At 69.0% G+C, this 22435-nt stretch carries 15 protein-coding genes and 3 tRNA genes; 10 read left to right on the top strand and 8 right to left on the bottom strand.

The features are described 5' to 3' along the window. Positions 1-2 precede the first annotated feature (2 nt). The 3 genes from ACFV3I_RS01920 to ACFV3I_RS01910 all read right to left on the bottom strand — a co-directional run bounded on the left by ACFV3I_RS01920 (position 3) and on the right by ACFV3I_RS01910 (position 1576). Positions 3-623 (bottom strand): hypothetical protein, encoded by a 621-nt coding sequence (locus tag ACFV3I_RS01920; protein WP_136033265.1) that lies wholly within the window; start codon positions 621-623, stop codon positions 3-5. 214 nt (positions 624-837) lie between these two features. After that, entirely contained in the window at positions 838-1191 is a 354-nt protein-coding gene (locus ACFV3I_RS01915) for a lactococcin 972 family bacteriocin (RefSeq protein WP_136033263.1), read from the bottom strand. 302 nt (positions 1192-1493) lie between these two features. Continuing rightward, positions 1494-1576, bottom strand: a tRNA-Leu gene (locus tag ACFV3I_RS01910). 144 nt (positions 1577-1720) lie between these two features. Between ACFV3I_RS01910 and ACFV3I_RS01905 the strand changes: the two genes are divergently transcribed. Genes ACFV3I_RS01905 through pknB form a run of 7 tightly spaced genes read left to right on the top strand, consistent with a single transcriptional unit; the run spans position 1721 to position 10576 of the window. Then, entirely contained in the window at positions 1721-2443 is a 723-nt protein-coding gene (locus ACFV3I_RS01905; RefSeq protein WP_136035625.1) for a DUF3662 and FHA domain-containing protein, read from the top strand. Beyond that, on the top strand, positions 2443-2958 hold the full coding sequence (locus ACFV3I_RS01900; protein ID WP_136033230.1) for an FHA domain-containing protein: 516 nt from the start codon (positions 2443-2445) through the stop codon (positions 2956-2958). The genes ACFV3I_RS01905 and ACFV3I_RS01900 overlap by 1 nt, the downstream gene beginning before the upstream one ends. 7 nt (positions 2959-2965) lie before the next feature. Beyond that, positions 2966-4270, top strand: coding sequence for a PP2C family serine/threonine-protein phosphatase (locus ACFV3I_RS01895; protein WP_136033227.1), 1305 nt, complete (start codon positions 2966-2968; stop codon positions 4268-4270). After that, positions 4267-5652, top strand: a complete 1386-nt coding sequence (locus ACFV3I_RS01890; RefSeq protein ID WP_136033224.1) for an FtsW/RodA/SpoVE family cell cycle protein — start codon at positions 4267-4269, stop codon at positions 5650-5652. The genes ACFV3I_RS01895 and ACFV3I_RS01890 overlap by 4 nt, the downstream gene beginning before the upstream one ends. A 1-nt stretch (position 5653) precedes the next feature. Continuing rightward, positions 5654-7108, top strand: a complete 1455-nt coding sequence (locus ACFV3I_RS01885) for a peptidoglycan D,D-transpeptidase FtsI family protein (protein ID WP_378822241.1) — start codon at positions 5654-5656, stop codon at positions 7106-7108. Continuing rightward, the gene (locus tag ACFV3I_RS01880) at positions 7105-8844 is read left to right on the top strand and encodes a protein kinase (protein ID WP_378822240.1); all 1740 of its coding nucleotides are present in this window, start codon (positions 7105-7107) and stop codon (positions 8842-8844) included. Before ACFV3I_RS01885 ends, ACFV3I_RS01880 begins: the two co-directional genes overlap by 4 nt. Before the next feature lie 40 nt (positions 8845-8884). Then, positions 8885-10576 carry a Stk1 family PASTA domain-containing Ser/Thr kinase gene (pknB, locus tag ACFV3I_RS01875; RefSeq protein WP_136035627.1) on the top strand — a complete coding sequence of 564 codons (1692 nt, stop codon included), beginning with the start codon at positions 8885-8887 and terminating at the stop codon, positions 10574-10576. A gap of 25 nt (positions 10577-10601) precedes the next feature. On the opposite strand, the gene ACFV3I_RS01870 is transcribed toward pknB, so the two are convergent. The 3 genes from ACFV3I_RS01870 to ACFV3I_RS01860 are packed head-to-tail and all read right to left on the bottom strand — an operon-like array spanning position 10602 to position 12207. Further along, the gene (locus ACFV3I_RS01870; protein WP_247638044.1) at positions 10602-11234 is read right to left on the bottom strand and encodes an aminodeoxychorismate/anthranilate synthase component II; all 633 of its coding nucleotides are present in this window, start codon (positions 11232-11234) and stop codon (positions 10602-10604) included. Beyond that, positions 11231-11386 (bottom strand): hypothetical protein, encoded by a 156-nt coding sequence (locus ACFV3I_RS01865; protein WP_168387293.1) that lies wholly within the window; start codon positions 11384-11386, stop codon positions 11231-11233. Before ACFV3I_RS01865 ends, ACFV3I_RS01870 begins: the two co-directional genes overlap by 4 nt. Positions 11387-11412: 26 nt before the next feature. Next, entirely contained in the window at positions 11413-12207 is a 795-nt protein-coding gene (locus ACFV3I_RS01860; protein WP_136035631.1) for a class E sortase, read from the bottom strand. Between the two features lie 101 nt (positions 12208-12308). Between ACFV3I_RS01860 and ACFV3I_RS01855 the strand changes: the two genes are divergently transcribed. The 3 genes from ACFV3I_RS01855 to ACFV3I_RS01845 all read left to right on the top strand — a co-directional run bounded on the left by ACFV3I_RS01855 (position 12309) and on the right by ACFV3I_RS01845 (position 12853). Then, positions 12309-12548, top strand: coding sequence for a cell division protein CrgA (locus ACFV3I_RS01855; RefSeq protein ID WP_136033213.1), 240 nt, complete (start codon positions 12309-12311; stop codon positions 12546-12548). Between the two features lie 130 nt (positions 12549-12678). Continuing rightward, a tRNA-Ile gene (locus ACFV3I_RS01850) sits at positions 12679-12755 on the top strand. Positions 12756-12777: 22 nt separating this feature from the next. After that, positions 12778-12853, top strand: a tRNA-Ala gene (locus ACFV3I_RS01845). A 235-nt stretch (positions 12854-13088) separates the two neighbouring features. On the opposite strand, the gene ACFV3I_RS01840 is transcribed toward ACFV3I_RS01845, so the two are convergent. Both ACFV3I_RS01840 and ACFV3I_RS01835 read right to left on the bottom strand, forming a co-directional pair. Further along, positions 13089-21128: a hypothetical protein gene (locus tag ACFV3I_RS01840; protein ID WP_378822239.1), complete on the bottom strand. Its 8040-nt coding sequence runs from the start codon at positions 21126-21128 to the stop codon at positions 13089-13091. A 151-nt stretch (positions 21129-21279) separates the two neighbouring features. Continuing rightward, a complete protein-coding gene (locus ACFV3I_RS01835) occupies positions 21280-22404 on the bottom strand; it encodes a M24 family metallopeptidase (protein ID WP_378822238.1) in 1125 nt (374 codons plus the stop codon). Positions 22405-22435 lie beyond the last annotated feature (31 nt).

Raw genomic sequence — 22435 nt, 5'->3', positions numbered from 1 at the left:
TCTCATTTGTTGAAGGAGAAGTCCGCGTTGCACGCTTCGAAGATCGCGAAGCCGTGTTCATCGGTGAAGGGGAACGCCAGGTTCGGGGCGTCCTCGAGGTACTGCTCCTCCGTGTAGGACGCGGGAACAGCCTTGTTGCGGATCAGGCACTCGGTGAGCAGCTGGGTCGCGGGAACGTTCTCCGGGTTGGACGTCTGGGAACGATAGAGGTACCCGACCCAGGCCTCGCCGCTTTCCTCTTCACACCCGCCCATTCTCTGATTGGCGATCTCGCCATCCATCCCACCAGCGTTCACCTCGTAGCTCCCGTTGGCCTTGTACTCCGTCAGGGAGATGCCGTTGTCGTCGAGGCACGTCTCAAGCGTTTTCAGTACCTGCGACCATTCCTGGTCCGTGATCTGCTCATCCTCGAGGATCGCCTTCACGTCGTCTGTCTTGCTCTTCTTCCACGCCTCTTGGTACTCGGCGGCGAAGTTTCCTTGAAAAGCCGGCACCCCTGCGGTGCTTTCCGCCTCGGTTGAACTCGATGAGTCGGGTGCCTCTCCCGCACTGCACCCTGTCATGAGCGCCATCAGCACGCTCGCCGTCATCACGAGCCGAAGCGAGCGGGACTTCATTCTCATCACATACCTCTTTACTGGGCGCCGGTCGTGGTTTCGGCTATGCGGTGGCCGCCGAACGGCCCCCGCAATACATCGCAGTCGCGAGGAGTCTCACACGACTACCTGACTGTTCGGATCGGACCGACGTGGATGTCGTCGGTCCGATCCTTGTGAGTTCAGCGAACACGACACGGTCGTGGCGGTGGGCTGAGAGACCGTGGCGGGCTGCGTCAGCTCAGTACGTGAACCAGTAGGCCTCGTTGCCGAACGCGGTTCCGGGCTGCCATGCGCGGGCCCAGATTCCGCCGTTCTGGTCTGAAGACCGAACGATGGAACCCGTGCTGTTCTTCACGCTCGACCGATGCTTCTTGGAGGCGTGGTAGTAGCTGCTGTCGTTGCCACGGTTCGACCCGTTCAGGTTCTCGTGCACGCCGTACCAGTGCTTGCCTCCGCCAGCAGCCGCTCCTTCCACCTTGGAGCTTGCGGCCCAGCCGTAGCCCAGGTCGTGGGCGCTCGCGGACACGGTTCCTCCGGCCACGATGCCGACTGCCAGCAGACCCGCCAGCAAGGATGCAGTGCGCTTCTTCATCGAAATAACCAATCTGTCATCACACACGGATGGCGATTTACCCCCCGGTCAGAGAACGGTCCCGCATGGCCACGCCGAAGTCTCGCGTAGCTCAGCTTCTCGCCTCGTGTGACGACTCTCCCAGGATTGGTGTCTTCCGCGGTCGGCACCGCTGGCCCCTTTTTGGGTGCTGCGACGAGTTCCTTACGAACCTTGTTGCACACCGGATCCATGTCGGTGGCGCCCGACAAGGCACGGTGAGCTCGCATAAACGTCGAAAGAGCCGGTCAAGAACAATGCCTGACCGGCTCTTTCACTCGCTGTGCGCGAGGGGGGACTTGAACCCCCACGTCCATACGGACACTGGCACCTGAAGCCAGCGCGTCTACCATTCCGCCACTCGCGCGAGTGTCTCGTTCCGAAGAACTCAACTTCCCGAGGATATCACGCGTTTTCGGTCGCGTTGCACACGCCCCGGGGGGCCGCGGCGGCGTTCCCCCAGGTCACCTGGCTACGATGTCCCTACCGGTCGGCATGCCAGAGGAGCCCAGTGGGACTACTTGACAGCTTTGAGAAGGGTCTCGAGCGCGCAGTGAACAGCGCGTTCGCGAAGACCTTCCGCAGCGGCATACAGCCGGTGGAGATCGCCTCGGCTCTGCGCCGCGAGGCCGACACGAAGGCCGCGGTCGTCAGCCGCGACCGCATCCTCACCCCCAACAACTACGTGGTGCGGTTGAGCCCCGACGACGCCGACCGCATGCGTGGTCTCGGCGGCGCCCTCACCGACGAGCTGCACGCACTGCTCACGACGCACGCGAAGTCCCAGGGCTACAGCTTCGCCGGGCCGCTGTCGCTCACGCTCGAAGCCGACGAGAAGGTCGCGACGGGCACGGTGCGCGTCAACTCCGGCACGGTCGAGGGCCGCGTCGACTGGCAGGCCGTGGTCGACGTCGACGGCCGCCGCCACGCGCTCACCCGGGCTCGCACGGTGATCGGCCGAGGGTCCGACGCCGACATCACGATCGCCGACGCGGGCTCGAGCCGCAAGCACGCGGAGATCCTGTGGGACGGCGAGCGCGCCATGCTCCGCGACATGGGCTCCACGAACGGCACGAAGGTGAACGGCCAGAAGCTGCGCGAGGCCGCGCTGCCCTCCGACACCACGATCACGATCGGCCGCACCGACCTGGTGTTCCGCATCGTCCCCGTTGCCGCCCCCTCGCGCCCCCCGCGCCCGGGCGACGACGCGACCAGGGCGTTCGGAGCCTTCTGATGAGTGAACTCGTCCTGCTCCTGCTCCGCATCGGCTTCCTCGTCCTGCTGTGGTTCTTCGTGTTCGGTGTCGTGTACTCCCTGCGCGCCGACCTGTTCGGGGTCAAGGCGCGCAAGCTGCCCGCCGAGGCCGCCGCCGGCGCTCCGGTCGCCGCCGCGCCGGCCGCCCCCGCGAAGCCCTCCTCGTCGTCGCGCCCGTCGTCCGGCCCCGCGACCGTGGCGACCGCGAAGCGTCTGGTCATCACGTCGGGGCCGAAGGCGGGGCTGGAGCTTCCGCTCGGCGCCGACTCGATGACGATCGGCCGCTCCAGCGAATCCGCCCTCGTCATCCGCGACGACTACACCTCCAGCCACCACGCCCGCCTCCTCCTGCGCGGGGACACGTGGGCGATCCAGGACCTCGACTCCACGAACGGCACCTTCGTCGCCGGGCAGCGCGTGACCGGGGGACCGGTCGCCCTCAGCCTCGGCACCCCCGTCAAGGTGGGCGCCACGACGTTCGAGCTGAGGGCCTGACGCCGGCATGGTCTTCGAGGGCTCGAGCGTCGCGATCTCCCACACCGGGAAGGTCCGCTCCAACAACCAGGACTCCGGGTACTCCGGGGCGAACCTGTTCGTCGTCGCCGACGGCATGGGCGGTCACGCCGGTGGAGACGTCGCCTCGAGCATCGCGATCCAGCGCCTGGAGCCCCTGGACCAGCCCTACTCCTCGACGGAGGATGCGCAGGCCGCGCTGCAGGCCGCCGCGACGACCGCCGCGGGCGACCTGATCCGTGCGGCGAAGGACCGACCGGAGCTCGCGGGCCTCGGCACCACGCTCAGCGCGATCATCATGGTCGACGAGTACGCGGTGATCGGGCACATCGGCGACTCCCGCATCTATCTCTATCGTGACGACGCGCTCACGCAGATCACGGCCGACCACACGTTCGTGCAGCGCCTGGTCGACTCCGGTCGCATCACGCCGGAGGAGGCCCGCTACCACCCTCGCCGCTCGGTGCTCATGCGGGTGCTCAGCGACATGGACTCCGACCCCGAGCTCGACATGTTCGTCATGCACACGCAGCCCGGCGACCGGTGGCTGCTGTGCTCCGACGGGCTGTCCGGTGTGGTCGACGAGGCGCGGATCCTCAAGGCCATGCAGCTGGGGCTCGCCCCGGGCCGCACGGCCGACAACCTCCTCAAGCAGGCGCTCGACGGGGGCGCGCCCGACAACGTCACGATCGTGCTGGTCGACGTGGGCGGGCAGCATCCCATCCACTCGGGCACCGCGACGATCGTCGGCGCCGCCTCCAACCCGTCCGGTGTGTACGTGCCGCCGGTGCGCGCACCGCGCAGCAACTGGCTGCACCCGGTGCGTCAGGCCGCGAACGAGCCGAGCCACTTCGAGCCGGCGCCCGAGTACCTGGAGGAGCTGATCGAGGAGGACCGGCGCCGTGCCAAACGCCGCCGCCTCGGCTGGATCGCCGGAGTGCTCGTGGTGATCGCGATGCTGGCCTTCGCGGCCTTCGCCGCCTACAGCTGGACGCAGACGCGGTACTTCATCGGCGCCGACGACGACAGCGTGGTGATCTTCCAGGGCGTGCAGCAGAACATCGGCCCGATCACGCTGTCCACCCCGGTGGAGGACACCGACATCCTCCTCGCCGACCTGCCGCCGTATCAGCGGGCCTCGGTCGAGCGCACGATCTCGGCCCGCTCGCTGTCCGACGCGATGGCTATCGTCGACCGGCTGCGCACGGGCGCCGAGGCGAACGTGATCGAGCAGACCCCGCTGCCCACGCCGGCGCCCACCCCGAGCGACACTCCGGCGGGGGGTGACGGATGAGCACCGACGTGCAGGCCGACACCACCGTCATCAAGGCCCTGCGGCGCCTGCGCATGCCGCAGACGCAGCGCAACCGGGAGTTCTGGCTGCTCCTGTTCGCGTGCGCCATCAGCGGCGCCGCGCTGACCCTCGTGCAGCTGGGCGCCCTGGGCGTGATCGACCCGATGATCCTGGCGATCGGCGGCGGTCTGGCCGTGCTGGCGTTCGCCCTGCACATCGTGCTGCGCTTCGTGGCGTCCGACGCCGATCCCTTCGTGCTGCCGATCGCGACCCTGCTGACCGGGCTGGGCGTGGCGATGATCTACCGGATCGACATCGCGTTCAAGAACACCGGGTGGGACGCCTACTCCACCAAGCAGCTGGCGTGGACGGCGATCTCCCTCGCCGGTGCCATCGCGGTCGTGATCCTGCTGCGCAACTATCGTGTGCTCTTCCGGTACACGTACATCTTCGGCCTCGCGGGCATCCTGCTCCTGCTGCTGCCGTTCGTCCCCGGGCTGCGCATCGCCGACGCGAACGCGCAGGTGTGGGTGTCGCTCGGCGGCATCTTCGCGTTCCAGCCGGGCGAGCTCGCGAAGATCTGCCTGGCGATCTTCTTCGCCGGCTACCTCGTGCGCACGCGCGAAAGCCTCACGTCGGTCGGCAAGCGCGTGCTCGGCATCACGTGGCCGCGCATGCGGGAGCTGGGCCCGGTGCTGGTCGTGTGGGCCATCTCGCTGGGGATCATCGTGTTCCAGCGCGACCTCGGCACGGGAACGCTGATCTTCGGCATGTTCGTCGCGATGCTGTACGTCGCCACCGGCAAGACCAGCTGGGTGCTGATCGGGCTGGGACTCGTGGTCGCCGGTGTCGCCGTCGCCACGCAGATCCTCAGCTACGTGCGCGGCCGCTTCATCAACTGGCTCTTCCTGTTCGACTCGTCGCAGGTCGACCCCGACGTGGCCGGATACCAGCCGATGCAGGGCCTCTTCGGTCTCGCCCGCGGCGGCCTCATCGGAACCGGATGGGGCCAGGGACGCCCCGAGATCACGCCGCTCGCGCACAGCGACTACATCATCACGAGCCTCGGGGAGGAGCTCGGGCTGATCGGGCTGTTCGCGATCCTGTGCCTGTACATGGTGTTCGTGAGCCGCGGTGTGCGGATCGGTCTCGCGGGTCAGGACGACTTCGGCAAGCTGCTGGCGACGGGACTGTCGTTCACGATCGCGCTGCAGGTGTTCATCATGGTCGGCGGTGTCACCCGGCTGATCCCGCTGACGGGTCTGACCACGCCGTTCCTCGCGGCCGGCGGCTCCTCGCTCGTCGCGAACTGGCTCATCGTGGCGCTGCTGCTGCGCATCTCCGACGGCGTGCGCCGTCAGCCCCGGGTGGTGATCGGCTGACATGACCAGGGAACTCCGCCGCCTCAGCATCATCATGCTGTTCATGTTCATCGCGCTGTTCGCCGCGACCAGCTGGATCCAGGTCGTCGAGTCCGACAGCCTCGCGCAGAACCCCCACAACAAGCGCACCCGTCTGGACAGCTTCGAGATCCAGCGTGGCGCGATCATCGTCGACGGCGCGGCGATCGCGAGCTCGACGCCCAGCGACGACCAGTACCGCTTCCAGCGCTTCTACACCGATCCGGCGCTGTGGGAGACGGTCACGGGGTACTTCAACCCCGCGCTCGGCTCGACCACCGGCATCGAGAAGGCGATGAACGCCGACCTCTCCGGCACCGGCTCCAACGCGTTCTTCTCCGAGATCGAGCGCATCCTGTCGGGTCAGCCGCAGCGCGGGTACAGCGTCGAGCTGTCACTGAACACGGCCGCGCAGCGGGCTGCCGCCGAGGCGCTCGACGGTCTGCAGGGCGCGGTCGTGGCGATGGACCCGAAGACCGGGCGCATCCTCGCGATGGTGTCGACCCCCGGCTTCGACACGAACCTGATGGCGACGCACGACGCGAACGCCGCGAACGCCACCTATGACCAGCTGGTCGCCGACCCGGGCAAGCCCCTGTCGAACCGCGCGATCGCCGGCGACCTGAACCCCCCGGGCTCCACGTTCAAACTCGTCACGGCGGCCGCGGCGTACGCGAGCGGCAAATGGACGCCGGAGTCCACGCTGCCCAACCCCGCGCTGTACACCCTGCCCGGCTCGTCCAACCGCGTGTCCAACGCGTGGGGCGGCACGTGCGGTCCCGGTGCGACCGTGACGATCGCCGAGGCCATCCGCCTCAGCTGCAACATCCCGATGGCGGAGCTCGCCGTGGAGCTCGGCGACGACGCGATCCGGGAGATGGCGGAGAAGTTCGGCTTCAACCGGAGCTTCGACACGCCGCTCGCCTCGACCCCGTCCAGCTACCCGCGGGCGCTCGACGACGCGCAGACCGCGCTCAGCGGTTTCGGGCAGGGACAGGTCACCGCGACACCGCTGCAGATGGCGATGGTGTCGGCCGGCATCGCGAACGACGGCGTGGTCATGAACCCGCAGATGGTGGATGCCGTGATCGGCAACGACCTGTCGGTGATCAAGGCCTTCCAGAACAGCGAGTTCGGGCGGGCGATGGAAGCCGATGTGGCGAACGAGATCACCTCCGCCATGGTCGCCAGCGTCTCAAACGGCGCGGCCCAGGGTGCAAGAATAGACGGGGTCGACGTGGCCGGTAAGACGGGCACGGCAGAGAACGGAAACAGGCCGCATACGCTGTGGTTCACCGGGTTCGCCCCGGCGGACGACCCATCGGTCGCCGTGGCGGTCGTCGTCGAGAACGGCGGCGGGCAGGGACAATCAGGGAGCGGTGACACCATCGCCGCTCCGATCGCGAAGAAGGTCATAGAGGCGGTGCTGGGCAGATGAGGCCGACGCAGGGTGTGTCGTTCGGTGGTCGTTACGAGCTGCAGTCGCGGATCGCGATCGGCGGCATGGGCGAGGTCTGGGAGGCGACGGATCACGTCATCGGGCGTACCGTCGCGATCAAGATCCTCAAGGACGAGTACATGGGGGACCCGGGGTTCCTCGAGCGGTTCCGCGCGGAGGCGCGGCACGCCGCGCTCGTCAACCACGAGGGCATCGCCAGCGTCTTCGACTACGGCGAGGAGAACGGCAGCGCCTACCTCGTCATGGAGCTCGTGCCGGGTGAGGCCCTGTCCACGATCCTCGAGCGCGACGGAGCGCTGAGCGCCGACAAGACGCTCGACATCGTGGCGCAGACGGCGTCCGCCCTGCAGGCCGCGCACGCCGCCGGCCTGGTGCACCGCGACATCAAGCCGGGCAACCTGCTGATCACGCCAGACGGCCGCGTCAAGATCACCGACTTCGGCATCGCTCGCATCGCCGACCAGGTGCCGCTGACGGCGACCGGTCAGGTGATGGGAACCGTGCAGTACCTGTCGCCCGAGCAGGCGTCCGGCCACCCCGCATCTCCCGCGACCGACACGTACTCGCTGGGCATCGTGGCGTACGAGTGCCTGGCCGGCAAGCGTCCGTTCACGGGCGAGTCGCAGGTGGCGATCGCGATGGCGCAGATCAACGAGCAGCCGCCGCCGCTGCCGCCGACCGTGCCGATCCCGGTGCAGAACCTCGTGATGGCGATGATCGCCAAGAAGCCCGCCGACCGCCCGTCCTCGGCGGCGACCGTCGCGCGGGCCGCACAGGCGCTGCGGCGCGGAGACCTGAACTCGGCGGCGATCGCTGTTCCGGCGATCGCGACGGGCGGGATCGCCGGCGACGACGACGCCACGCGCATGCTGACGGCATCGAACGACGGTGCCACGCGCATCCTCCCCACCACCGCGCAGCTGCCCACCGAGGAGGCCGTCGCGGAGGAGGAGAAGGAGAAGAAGAAGCGCAGCGCCTGGACCTGGCCGCTGATCGCCCTGATCGCTCTGCTGGTCATCGTGCTCGTGGGCACGTTGTGGGCGATGTTCGGCAACCGGGGGGAAGATCCGAAGCCGTCCGACTCGCCGACCACCGCGCAGACCACGCCGCCCCCGTCGCCCTCCACGAGCCCGACGCCCGAGGTGACGCGCGTCGACGTGGCTGCGCTGAACCTCAACGGCATGGACTGCGCCACGGCGACCGCGACGCTGGCCGACGCGGGCTTCACGAACAACGTCACGTGCGCCGACGGCGACCCCGCCCCGAGCGACGCGGAGGTCGGTCAGGTGTACCGGGTTCAGCCCACCGGGAACGTCGAGACCACGACGCCGATCGCGTTGACCGTGTACGCCGCACGCACCCCGCTGCCCACGCCGACCGACACCCCGACGCTCACGGGCGACCCGGTCGCGGGCAGCACGGTCACGGTGGCCTGGGGCACCGGTTTCACGTGCCCGAGCGGCACCACCCTGTCGGGCTACGTCGTGTCGCTGCAGAACGGCTCGTTCGTCTCGGGCGGCCCGAACTTCCAGCCGACGCAGCGCAACACGCAGGTGAAGGTCGGCGACGCGGTGGGCCAGCAGCTCATCGTCACCTACCAGGCCATGTGCTCGGGCGGCGACCAGCGCACGTCGAACGCGTCGCCCCCGCTGTCGGTCACCATCACGGCCCCCGACGACGGCGAGGGTGACGGGGGTGGCGGCGCCGAAGGGTAGCCTGTAGTCCAGCTGTTTTGTAGTTTCAGGGGGGTCATCCGTGTCGACAGAGCCACAAGTCATCGCGGGCCGGTACCGCGTCGACGAGCTCATCGGGCACGGCGGAATGGCGAAGGTGTACCGCGGGTACGACCTGACCCTCGGTCGCGAGATCGCGATCAAGATCCTCGACCCCGAACTGGCCAGGGACACGAGCTTCCGCACGCGGTTCCGGCTGGAGGCGCAGGCGGCGTCGCGCATGTCCCACCCGTCGATCGTGCGGGTGTACGACGCGGGCGACCCGTCGACGAGCGACCCCTCGTCCGATGAGCCCCCGTACATCGTGATGGAGCTCGTCAAGGGCACCCTGCTGAAGAAGATCATCGCCGAGGGCCCGGTGCCCGTGGCCGACGCCGTCCGCTACGTCGACGGGATCCTCGAGGCGCTGGACTACTCGCACCGCGCGGGTGTGGTGCACCGCGACATCAAGCCCGGCAACGTGATGGTGACCGACAAGGGTCAGGTCAAGGTCATGGACTTCGGCATCGCCCGCGCGGTGTCCGACTCCTCCTCGACGGTCGCGGAGACCACGCAGATCATCGGCACCGCGGCGTACTTCTCGCCGGAGCAGGCCAAGGGCGAGCCGGTCGACGCCCGCGCCGACCTGTACTCCACCGGCGTGGTGCTGTACGAGCTGCTCACCGGGCGCCAGCCTTTCCGCGGCGAGTCTCCGGTCGCGGTGGCGTACCAGCACGTGAGCGAGACACCGATCCCTCCGTCCGAGGTGAACGAGGAGTCCCCGGCGGCGCTCGACCCGATCGTGCTGCGCGCGCTCGCGAAGGACCCGTACCAGCGCTTCCCCGACGCGGCGCACTTCCGCGCGGCCCTCGACTCGGCCGTGACCGGTGCCGCCCCGACGCGCAAGCAGATCGGCGCGCTCACCAGCGAGCTGTATGGCCCGAACCCGCGTCAGGCGCAGGAGACGGCGCGGTCGCTGCGGCAGCTCAGCAGCGACACCACCATGACCCGCACGCAGTCGGGCCCGCCGGTCGCGTGGATCTGGGCGGGCGTCGCGCTGCTGGCGGTGCTTCTGGCGTCGGTCCTGTTCTGGGTGGTCACGATCAGCATGCGGCCGTCCGAGGTGCCCAGCACGTCGAGGGTCGTGCCCGACCTGACCAATGTGGCGTCGGAGCGTGCGCAGGACGACCTGGCCAAGCTCGACCTCTCGTCGAAGATCGTCATCGAGTCCAGTCCCGACATCGCCGAGGGCAACGTGATCCGCACGGATCCGGAGAGCGGGGTGTCGGTCGAGCAGGGGTCCACCGTCACGCTCTACGTGTCGTCCGGCGAGGAGACCGTGGTGGTGCCGAAGCTCGAGGGCATGTCCCTGGCCGCGGCCACCGAGGCGCTGGAGAAGGCGGGGCTGCAGCTCGGCACGGTCACCCAGCGCAACGACAAGGGCCTCGCGGCGAACACCGTGATGACGGCCAGCGAGAAGGCCGACACCGAGGTGGCGCCGAACACGGTCGTGAACCTGGAGGTCGCCAGCGGCAAGGTCACCCTGTCGGATGTCGTGGGCTGGTCGGTCGATTCCGCATCGAAGGCGCTCACGGATCTCGGGCTCACCCCGGTGCCGATCGAGGAGAGCGACTGCCCCGCCACCGACCCGGCCACCGTGCACTCGATGTCGGTCGCTCCGGGCGACGTGCCGATCAACTCCTCGGTCGAGCTGCGCTACTGCACCGGTTCCTGACGCGCAGCCGTTCGACACCCCGGGGTCAGCGCGTGAGCGGGTGCAGTCGTTCTGCCCGCGACACGGCGTCCGGGTCGCCGCACAGTCGCAGCCAGTTCGCCAGCAGACGGTAGCCGCCCTCGGTGAGCACGCTCTCCGGGTGGAACTGCACCCCGTGGAACGGGAGCGTGCGGTGTTCGAGCGCCATCACCGTGCCGTCCGCCGTCCGTGCGGTCACCGCGAGCTCGGCGGACAGGTCGCGCTCCGCGAGGGCGAGGGAGTGGTAGCGACCCGCCGCGAACGGCGAGGGGATGCCGTCGAACAGCGCCGAGCCGTCGTGCGCGACCGCCGACACCATGCCGTGCATGAGCTCCGGTGCGCCGGTCACGGGGGCACCCAGGGCCGCGCCGATCACCTGGTGACCCAGGCACACGCCGAGCGTGGGAACGGCGGAGCGGGCGGCGAGGCGGACCGCATCGAGCGAGACGCCGGCGTCGTCGGGCGAGCCCGGCCCCGGCGACAGGAGCAGCGCGTCGTGCGCGGTGAGCAGTCCCTCGACCCGCGCCGCATCGACCTCGTCCGCCTCGACGATCGTGGTGTCGGCACCGAGCTCGTGGAGATAGCCGATCAGGGTGTGCACGAAGCTGTCGTGGTTGTCCACGACGAGCACGCGGGTCATTCGACGTCGACCTCACCCGGGGAGATGAACGGACTGATCCAGGGGAACACGTACCAGAACAGGGCGTAGAGCACGGCGGCGACCACGACCAGCAGGATGAGCACACGCAACCACCAGGGACCGGGCAGCAGGCGCCAGAGTGCGGCGTACATGGGTGGTGTCTCCTGATCGTTCGTGGTCACACCGACGGAGCGGCGGGCGGGGGAGGCGGGTCGGTCAGTGCGGACGGTGGCCCTTCGGCGCGCGGCTGGAAGCTCTCGAACACGCCGTAGGCGACAATCCGCTCGGCGAGCGAGTACAGGGGGGAGCACGCCGTGAGGGTGATGTACTGCTCGCCGGTCTGCTGTGCGGGCATCTGCGGCACGTCGGCCAGCACGTCGGTCTGCGTGGGCGTGACGTACTCGAGCGTGCGGAAGCGGTACGTGTACCAGCCGTCGGGGGTCTCGACCACGATCGCGTCGTTCAGTTGCAGCTTGTCGAGCTGGTTGAACGGCTTGCCCCAGGTGGTGCGGTGGCCCGCGAGGGAGAAGTTGCCGACCTCGCCGGGCATCTTCGAGTCGGTGTAGACCCCGATGCCCTTCTGGTCGAGCGTCCTGGCCCGGCTGGTCCCGCCGTAGATGCCGAAGTTGTACTCGGCGCCGAAGCGCGGGATGTGCATCTGCCCGAACCACGCCCCGTCGGCGGGGGCGGCGGGCACCGGCGCCTGGTACACCGTGGTGCCGTCGTCGGTCTCGACCTTCGGCGGCAGCGCGGGGGGATCGGCCGCCGCGAGCTGCTGCGAGATCGCCGCACCCTCGTCGTTCTTCTGGGCGGCGATGATGATGTCGCCGATCCACATCTGCCATGCGACGAAGAGGAGGACGAGGACCCCGGCGGTGAGCAACAGTTCGCCGAGCACGCTCGCGAACGTGGCGCGCGACCGGGGCCGCTGCCGACGTCCGTGGCGCCCCCCAGGCACGGCGGATGCAGTCATGGCGTGATCTTATCCGTCGACACTGAACACGGGCTCGTGCGGAGGCACCCGTCTGTGACCGCCTCTCGTGGGCGCAGAGGTCTCCCGGGTACAATGACGGCATGGCACGTGACCGCAAGACCGAAGAACCCGTCGTCGAGCGCGCCGAGGGCGACGCCGCTCCCAACGCCGTCTGGTTCAAGCCGGTGATGATCGGCTTCATGCTTCTCGGTCTCGCGTGGATCCTCGTGTTCTACATCTCGGGGATGCAGTTCCCGATCCCGGGCCTCGACAACTGGAACCTCGCGATCGGTCTCGGCATCGCTCTCATCGGGTTCCTCATGACCACACGCTGGCGCTGACCAGCCCCTTCTCTTCCGAAGCCCCCTCGCCGCGCGAGGGGGCTTCGTCGTGCCGGCGGTGGTGTGCATCGGGCTCCTCGCGCTCGATTCGGATTTTCCGAGATTCTCCGGTAAAGTCTTGGAGGTTGACGGGGCTATAGCTCAGGCGGTTAGAGCGCTTCACTGATAATGAAGAGGTCCCAGGTTCAAGTCCTGGTAGCCCCACCATTCAATTCAAGAAATCCCTCACGGGGCCTTAGCTCAGTTGGTAGAGCGCCTGCTTTGCAAGCAGGATGTCAGGAGTTCGAATCTCCTAGGCTCCACCACCTCGGATCTCCTCCCTCCCGCGCACCGACCCCCTTCCGGTCGTGCTTCGGCATCGATCCTCACCACCGTCGCGTCGTGCTGCCGGTGTGCTCCGACTCTTCCAGGCCGCGCCCCGCCGGAGCCCGGTCCGGTGTGCTCCGCCTCATCCGGGCACGCGCCCCGCCGGAGCCCGGTCGGACGCCCCACGATGTGGGTGCGCCCGACCGAGCCCCGTCGCTCGGCCCCCCGGTCGAGCTATCCGATGTCCGTCGGGCGGCGGCGCGCTCCCCTCCGGACGACGACCAGCGTGACTCCGCCCAGGATCAGGGCGAGCGCGAGCAGTGCCGCGGCCGTCTGATCCCGACCACCCGTCGTCGGCAGTCGTGCGGGTTCCGGTGTCTCCGGATCCGTGGGCGTGCTCACCGTCGACGGGTCGCTCGTGATCGGATCATCGGTCCCCGTACGTCCCGTGGCGGTAGCGACGTTGGTCAGGTCGCCACCGGTCGCTTCCGCCGCGGTCACGACATGGTCGGCCGTACAGAGAGCCTGCTCACCGGGCGCCAGCGGCACGAGCGGGCACGTGATGGCGTCGCCGCGCTCGTCCAGCATCGGGTCGTCGATGCCCAGATTCTCGATGGTGACGTTGCCCGTGTTCGCGACGGTGAAGGCGTAGTGGATCACTTCTCCCTCGTCGGCGGCGCGGTCCCGGTCGGCGTCGTCGATCACGGCCGTCTTCACGAGGGTCATCGACGGCACCTGATCAGTCGGCGTCACGACGGTGTCGGGTTCGGACGGGACGGGGTCGCCTCCGGGAGGCGTGCCGGTCGCGGTCGCGGAGTTCTCGACCCCGCCCGCGTCGACGTCGGCCTGCGTGATGACGTACGGCGCCGCGGTGCAAATCGCGACCTCTCCGGGGGCGAGCGTCGTGACATCGCACGTCACGGTGCCGACCTTGAGGTCGTTCACCCCGACATCGGCGAGAGGGACGTTGCCGGTGTTCGTGATCGTGAACGAGTACGCGATCGTGTCGCCCACATCGGTCAGGCCGTTGCCGTTGACGTCCACGGGGGCGCCCGCGGTCTTGTCGATCGTCGAACTCGGGGCGGACGCGACGGCCGGGGTGGTCGTGCTGTCGGGGTTGGACGGGACCGGGTCACCGTTCGGATCCGTCCCCGACGCGGTCGCCGTGTTCGCCACCTCGCCCGCCTGCTCATCGTCGGCCGTGACCGTGTAGGTCGGCGCGGTGCAGTTCGCGACCTCGCCCGGGGCAAGGGTCGTGACATCACACGTCACCGTCCCGACCTTCGGGTCGCTCACGGCGATGTCGGTCGCCGTCACGGTCCCCGTGTTCGTCACGGTGAAGGTGTAGTCGATCGTGTCGCCCTCATCCGTGATGCCGTTCGCGTTCACATCCACCGGAGCACCGGCGACCTTGTCGAACGACAGTGATGGCACCTGATCGACCGGCGTCACGATCGTGTCGGGCTCAGACGGCACCGGGTCCTCCCCGGGAGGTGTACCCGTCGCGGTCGCGGAGTTCTCGACCCCGCCCGCGTCGACGTCGGCCTGCGTGATGACGTACGGCGCCGCGGTACAGGTCGCGACCTCACCGGGGGCGAGCGTCGTGACATCGCACGTCACGGTGCCGACCTTGGGGTCGTTCACCCCGACATCGGCGAGGGGAACGTTGCCGGTGTTCGTGATCGTGAACGAGTACGCGATCGTGTCGCCGACATCGGTCAGTCCGTTGCCGTTGACGTCCACGGGGTCACCCGCCGTCTTGTCGATCGTCACCCCCGGGGCCGAGGCCTCCGACGGGGTCGTCGTCGAATCCGGGTCGGACGGGACCGGGTCACCGCCGGGCTCCGTCCCCGTGGCGGTAGCGGTATTCGCGACCTCGCCCGCCGCCTCATCGTCGGCCGTGACCGTGTAGGTCGCCGCCGAGCAGCTCGCGACGGCCCCGGGCGCCAGGGTCGTGACATCGCAGGTGACGGTCCCCGCCTTCGGGTCACTCACGGTGATGTCGGTCAGGGTCACGTTGCCGGTGTTGGTCACCGTGAACGTGTAGTCGATCGTGTCGCCCGCATCCGTGATGCCGTTCGCGTTCACGTCCACCGGAGCACCCGCGGTCTTCTCGAACGACAGCGCCGGCGCGGCCGGGACGGCCGGGGTGGTGGTGCTGTCGTCGTCGGTGGGTGCCGGGTCGCCCGCGGGGTCTGTCGCCGAGGCGGTCGCGGTGTTCGCGACCTCGCCGGCGGCCTCGTCGTCCGTGGTTACGGTGTACGCCGGGGCGGTGCAGGTGGCGACCGCGCCCGGTGCCAGGGTCGTCACATCGCAGGTCACCGTGCCGACCTTCGGATCAGCGACCGCGACATCGGTCAGGGTCACGTTGCCGGTGTTGGTCACGGTGAAGGTGTAGTCGATCGTGTCCCCGGCGTTGGTGAGGCCGTCCCCGTTCACGTCGACCGGCGTGCCGGCCACCTTGTCCAGCTCGAGCGCCGGGGTCTGGTCGGTGGGGGTGGTCGTCGTGTCGGGCTCAGACGGAACAGGGTCCTCTCCGGGCGGGGTGCCCGTGGCCGTGGCGGAGTTGTCGACCGAGCCGTTGTCCACGTCGGCCTGCGTGATCACATACGGTGCCGCCGTGCAGTTCGCGACTCCACCGGGGGCGAGCGTGGTGACATCACACGTCACCGCGCCGACCTTCGGATCGTTCACCGTCACATCGGCCAGCGGCACGTTGCCGGTGTTCGTCACCGTGAACGTGTACGCGATCGTGTCGCCCACATCGGTCACCCCGTTGCCATTCACATCCACCGGGGCACCAGCGGTCTTCTCGATCGTCGAACTCGGAGCCGACGCCTCCGACGGCGTCGTCGTCGAGTCCGGGTCGGACGGAACAGGGTCACCGTTCGGAGCTGTCCCCGACGCCGTCGCCGTGTTCGCCACCTCACCCGCAGCCTCATCCGCCGCCGTCACCGTGTACGGCGCCGACGCACACGAAGCGACCGCACCCGGCGCGAGCGTCGTCACATCACACGTCACCGCACCCACCTTGGCGTCCGTGACCGCGACATCCGTCACCGTCACGTTGCCGGTGTTCGTCACCGTGAACGTGTACGCGATCGTGTCACCCGCATCCGTGATGCCATTCGCATTCACATCCACCGGCGTCCCCGCCGTCTTCTCAAACGACAGCGCCGGGGTCTGGTCGGTGGGGGTGGTCGTCGTGTCGGGCTCAGACGGAACAGGGTCCTCTCCGGGCGGGGTGCCCGTAGCCGTGGCCGAGTTGTCGACCGAGCCGTTGTCCACGTCGGCCTGAGTGATCACATACGGTGCCGCCGTGCAGTTCGCAACTCCACCGGGGGCGAGCGTGGTGACATCACACGTCACCGCGCCGACCTTCGGATCGTTCACCGTCACATCCGACAGCGGCACGTTGCCGGTGTTCGTCACCGTGAACGTGTACGCGATCGTGTCGCCCACATCGGTCACCCCGTTGCCATTCACATCCACCGGGGCACCAGCGGTCTTCTCGATCGTCGAACTCGGAGCCGACGCCTCCGACGGCGTCGTCGTCGAATCCGGGTCGGACGGAACAGGGTCACCGTTCGGAGCCGTCCCCGACGCCGTCGCCGTGTTCGCCACCTCACCCGCAGCCTCATCCGCCGCCGTCACCGTGTACGGCGCCGACGCACACGAAGCGACCTCACCCGGCGCGAGCGTCGTCACATCACACGTCACCGCACCCACCTTCGGGTCATCCACAGCGACATCGGTCACCGTCACGTTGCCGGTGTTCGTCACCGTGAACGTGTACCCGATCGTGTCACCCTCATCCGTGATGCCGTTCGCATTCACATCCACCGGCGTCCCCGCCGTCTTCTCAAACGACAGCGCCGGCGCCGGCGTGACGACCGGAGTGGTCGTGCTGTCGGGGTCGGAGGCGACCGAGTCGCCGTCCGGGTCCGTGCCCGCGGCGGTCGCGGTGTTCGCGACCTCGCCCGCGGTCTCATCGGCAGCGGTGATCACGTACGGCGCCGCGGTGCAGTTCGCGACCGCACCGGGGGCCAGGGTGGTCACATCACACGTCACCGCGCCGACCTTCGGGTCGTCCACCGTGATCTCCGACACCGCCACATTGCCGGTGTTGGTCACCGTGAACGTGTACGCGATCGTGTCACCGGCGTTCGTGATGCCGTTGCCGTCGACGTCCACCGGGGCGCCCGCGACCTTGTCGATCGTGAGAGCCGCGGCCGAGGCGACGACCGGGGTCGAGGTGCTGTCGTCGGCGGTGGGGGCGGGGTCGCCGCCGGGGTCGGTGGCCGCGGCGGTCGCGGTGTTCGCCACCTCGCCCGCGGTCTCGTCCGCTGCGGTGATCGTGTACGGCGCTGCCGTGCAGGTGGCCACGGCCCCGGGAGCGAGAGTCGTGACGTCACACGTGACGGTGCCCACCTTCGGGTCGTCGACGGCTACGTCGGTCAGTGTGACGGTGCCGGTGTTCGTGACGGTGAACGTGTACGCGATGGTGTCGCCCTCGTCGGTCAGGCCGTCCGCATTCACGTCGACCGGTGTGCCCGCGGTCTTGTCCAGCACGAGCGACGCGGTCTGGTCGGTCGGGGTGCTCGTGGTGTCGGGGTCGGAGGTGATCGCGGGTTCTCCGGGCGGGGTGCCCGTGGCCGTGGCGGAGTTGTCGACCGAGCCGTTGTCGACGTCGGCCTGCGTGATCGTGTACGTCGCGGCGGTGCAGCTCGCGACCGCACCGGGAGCGAGGGTGGTCGCATCACAGGTGACCGCGCCGGCCTTCGGGTCGTCCACCGCGACATCGGCGAGCGGCACGTTGCCGGTGTTGGTCACGGTGAAGGTGTAGGCGATCGTGTCGCCGGCGTCGGTCACCCCGTTGCCGTTGACGTCGACCGGAGCACCCGCTGCCTTGTCGATCGTGAGACTCGGTGCCGAGGCGACGACCGGCGTCGTCGTCGTGTCGGTGTTCGACGGGACGGCGTCACCGCCCGGGTCCGTGCCTGCGGCCGAGGCGCTGTTCACGACCTCGCCCGCGGTCTCGTCCGCGGCGGTGATCGTGTACGGTGCCGCGGTGCAGCTCGCCACCGCTCCGGGAGCCAGCGTGGTGACGTCACACGTGACGGCGCCGACGAGGGCATCCGTGACCGCGATGCCCGCCACCGTGACGTTGCCGGTGTTGGTGACGGTGAAGGTGTACGCGATGGTGTCGCCCTCGTCCGTGATGCCGTTGGCGTTCACATCCACGGGGGTGCCTGCGGTCTTGTCGAACGACAGCGCCGGCGCCTGGTCGGTGGGGGTGGTCGTGGTGTCGGGGGTGGTCACGACCGGGCCGCCCGTCGGGTCCGTGCCGTTCGCGGTGGCGGAGTTGTCCACCGAGCCGTTGTCCATGTCGGCCTGGGTGATCACGTACGGGGCGGCCGTGCAGGTCGCGACTCCCGTCGGCCCGAGCGCCGTGACATCACAGGTCACCGTGCCGACCTTGGGGTCGTTCACGGCGATGTCCGACACGGTGACGTTGCCGGTGTTGGTCACCGTGAACGTGTACGCGATGGTGTCGCCGACGTCCGTCGAGCCGTTCCCGTTGACGTCCACGGGTGTTCCCGCGGTCTTGTCGATCTCGAGGGCCGGTGCGGGTGCGACCACCGGAGTGGTGGTGCTGTCGTCGTTCGACGGGACGGCGGTGCCGCCGGGATCGGTGCCGGTGGCACTCGCGGTGTTCGCGACCTCGCCCGCGTCCTGATCCGCGGCAGTGATCGTGTAGGCGGGCGCGGTGCAGCTCGCGACCTCACCGGGAGCCAGGGTGGTCACGTCGCAGGTCACCGCGCCGATCTTCGGATCGGTGACGGTGATGCCACTCATCGTGACGTTGCCCGTGTTGGCGACGCTGAACGTGTAGGCGATGGTGTCGCCCGCGTCGGTGATGCCGTTCGCATTCACATCCACCGGGGCGGCGGCCGTCTTGTCGAACAGCAGTGCCGGGGCCTGCTCGGTGGGTGTCGAGGTGGTCGACTCGTTCGAGGCGATGGGGTCGCCGCTGGGGTCGGTGCCCGCCGCGGTGGCGCTGTTGTCGACGGCGCCGGCATCGGTCTCCGCCTGGGTGATGACGTAGGGCGGCGCGGTACAGGTGGCCACGGCGTCGGGTGCCAGGGTCGTGGCGTCGCACGTGATCGCGCCGAGCTTCGGATCGGTGACGGCGATGTTCGCGATGGTGGTGTTACCGGTGTTCGTGACGGTGAAGGTGTAGGCGATGGTGTCGCCGGTGTCGGTGGTCCCGTTGCCGTTGACGTCGACCGGGGTGCCCGCGGACTTCACGAGATCGAGGGTGGACAGGGCCTGCACGGTGTCGGTCGTGCTGATCGGCGTCGGCTCCTGGGTGGAGCTGGCGCTGGCGGTGTTGGTGTACGAGTCGATCGTCTCCGGCGCGGGAGTGTCCACGGTCACCTGGTAGGTGACCACGAGCGATTCGCCCGGAGGGATCGTGAACGGATCCGTCGGTCCGACGAGCGACCCGGCGACGGGATCGCCGCCGACGAGGTCGGGGTTGGTCCCGCCCGGCGCGTTGTCGCGCACGGTGGTGCCCTGCGTGGCGACGGTGGACCCCGGCACATAGGTGACGCCCGCGGGGAGCACGTCGTCGACGGTGACGCCCGTCTGCGGGATCGTCCCTGCGTTGGTCAGCGTGATCGAGTAGGTCAGCGTCTGTCCGCCGTCGACGATCCCGTCGGCGTCGTCGTTCGACTTCGCGATCTGCATCGCCGGGGGAAGCACCTCGATCGGTGCGGAGAACGAGTTCGCCGTCTCGCCCACGATGTTCGCGGAGAGAGCCCCCGGCTCGATCGTGTTGGTCTGGGCGCCGGGTGTGACGCCGATCACCGGCACGGTGATGGTGCAGCTTCCCGGCACGATCGCCCCGTTCGGCCCGGTGGCCGCGGGGATCGAAGCACCGCTCAGGCTGACGGTCGTCCCGCCGGGGGGCGCCGTGAGTGTTGCGGCGGTACATGTCGTCGTCGCCGTGCCCGTCGGTGCGATGCGGATGTTGGAGGGCAGGTTGTCGGTCAGCGCCGCCCCGGTGATGCCGGTGGTGGGGGCGAGGTTGGTGTTGTTGATCGTGATCGTCAGGGTGGTCGTCTCGCCCTGAGCGATCGGCGACTTGGCGAAGGACTTGGAACCCGAGAGCGGCGGCAGGCAGGAGAACGCGGGGGTGTGGCCATCGGGAGCGTTCTGCAGGGCCGTCTGATTGGCGGTGTAGGTCCAGGTGGCCGGAGCCCCGGTGGTCACGAGCCGGTCCAGCGTGCCCGTGGGCGTGGAGTATCCGGCGATGTAGACCTCGTTGCTGATCGGCGAGGCCACGGGCACGCGCATGTTCGAGCCACCCGCGGTGAACGTCCGCAGCAGCGCCCCGGTCGACGCGTCGTACACGAACGTGTGTCCGGCCTCGCCACTGGCCACGAGGTAGTTGGTGTTGGGGACGAACGTGAGTCCGTGGATCTGCTCGGTGGTCGTGATGGTGCGCACGAGGGCCGACGGCGCGGTCCTGTTGCGGATCGGGATCGACAGGACGGTCTCGCTGGCGGCGGCGATGTACGTGGCGTTGACGGCGACCGTGTGCGCCGGAGCCGCTCCCGCGATGACGCGGGACGTCGTCGTCGAGGTGCTGCTCATGTCGATCACGGAGATCCCGCCGTTGGTGCCGTCGTCCTTGGCGACGAACAGCTCGTTTCCGTAGGCATCGACCCATCCCGGACGAGAACCGGCGGCGCCGACCGTGATCACGCGGGACACGGTGTTGGTCGCGGTGTCGATCACGCTGACGGTGTTGGACCCGATGTTCGAGATGAACACCTGCGAGCCGTCGGCGGAGCTCCACGCGCCGACCGACGCGGAGAACGACGGGTGGTTGATCGTCGTGACCGCGAGGGTCGCGGTGTCGATCACCTGTACGGACCCGTTGCCGTTCGCCACGTAGACCCGCGATCCGTCCGGGAGCGACGTCACACCGTAGGGGGTGCCGCCGACGGGGATGTTCCGGATGTTCGTGTCGGTGCCGGTGTAGATCATCGAGACGGAGCCGGAGCCCGTGTTGACGAAGTACCCGACGCCCTCCGTACTCGTACAAGAGAACTGGAACTGGGCTTCGGCCGGCTTGGGCGGCGCGACGACCGTCACGAGGAGGCTGGCGAGCAGCGCGAGCAGGGCGATGATCGCCCAGCGGCGTCTCGTCTCGTTCAGTCCTGCAGTCGGCGCGATGAAATTGTGGTGTTCTGAGGCGAACATCCGACCCTCCGGCAACCCCCGCCAGATGGAATCAGCAATCGCCGGAGCACGGGGCTCCAGCACTCAGCAGGCTAGCCCCGCCGGAAATGCGACGATAGGTGACTTTAGGAATTCACCGTGATGACTTTAGGTATTCGCTGATAGCCGAAGGTCACTGCCGAGCGGCGGAGACGAGGGCGTGCGGGGCCAGGTTCACCCGCTCCGCTCCGGTGTCCGTCACGATCACGATGTCCTCGATCCGGGCGCCCCACCGACCGGGGAAGTAGATGCCCGGCTCGATGCTGAACGCCATCCCCGGCCGCAGCACGAGGTCGTTGCCGGGAGCGATGTAGGGCTCCTCGTGCACCGAGACACCGATCCCGTGGCCCGTGCGGTGCAGGAACGCCTCGCCCAGTCCGGCCTCGGCGAGCACCGTGCGCGCGGCGGCATCGACCTCGGCGGCCGTCGCCCCGGGACGCACGGCATCGACCGCGGCCTGCTGCGCCCGCACGAGCACGGCGATGCGTTCGGCCTCCTCCGCGCCGGGGTCGCCGACGACGTAGGTGCGTGTGCTGTCGGAGTTGTAGCCGCTGGGCACCGCACCGCCGATGTCGACCACGACGATGTCGCCCTCCTCGATCACCCGGTCGGAGACCTCATGATGCGGGTCGGCACCGTTCGGACCGGATCCGACGATCACGAACTCGACCGTGCGGTGGCCCTCCTCGACGATCGCGGCGGCGATGTCGTCCGCCACCTCGCGTTCCGTCCGTCCGGCGCGCAGCCACTCGGGCACGCGGCGGTGCACGGCATCGATGGCGGCACCCGCACGCCGGAGCTCCGCGATCTCCGCGTCGTCCTTGATCATCCGCCCCTCGCGCAGCACCGGGGTCGCGAGCTCCACCCGCACCCCCAGGCGTTCCGCGATCGGCACCACGTGGAGCGCGGGCAGCGCGTCGGAGACCCCGGCCCGCTGGACCTCCCCCGCCGCCGCGAGCACCAGGGCATACGGATCCTCCCCGTCCACCCAGTCGGCGATGGTCAGACCGAGTTCGCCGGCCGCGGTGCTGCGGATCTTCGCCAGCTCCATGCGCGGCACCACGATGGTCGCGCGCGCGTCGGGGGTGAGCACCAGCGCCGTGAGCCGTTCGATCGTGTCCCCCTCGACCCCGAGCAGGTACTGGAGGTCGGGCCCCGGTCCGACGACCACGGCGTCGAGTCCGGCGTCCGCGGCGAGCGCGGCTGCACGGGTGAGTCGGGAGGCGTAGACGGAGGCGGGGAACGGGGGAGTGCTCACGGTTCCACGGTAGTGCCGGGGTGCCGTCGCT

The organism is Microbacterium sp. NPDC059771 (genome assembly GCF_042732495.1).
Lineage (GTDB): Bacteria > Actinomycetota > Actinomycetes > Actinomycetales > Microbacteriaceae > Microbacterium > Microbacterium sufflavum.
The sequence above is the reverse complement of the archived record's forward strand: the minus strand, read 5'-3'. Positions and strand labels throughout refer to the sequence as shown.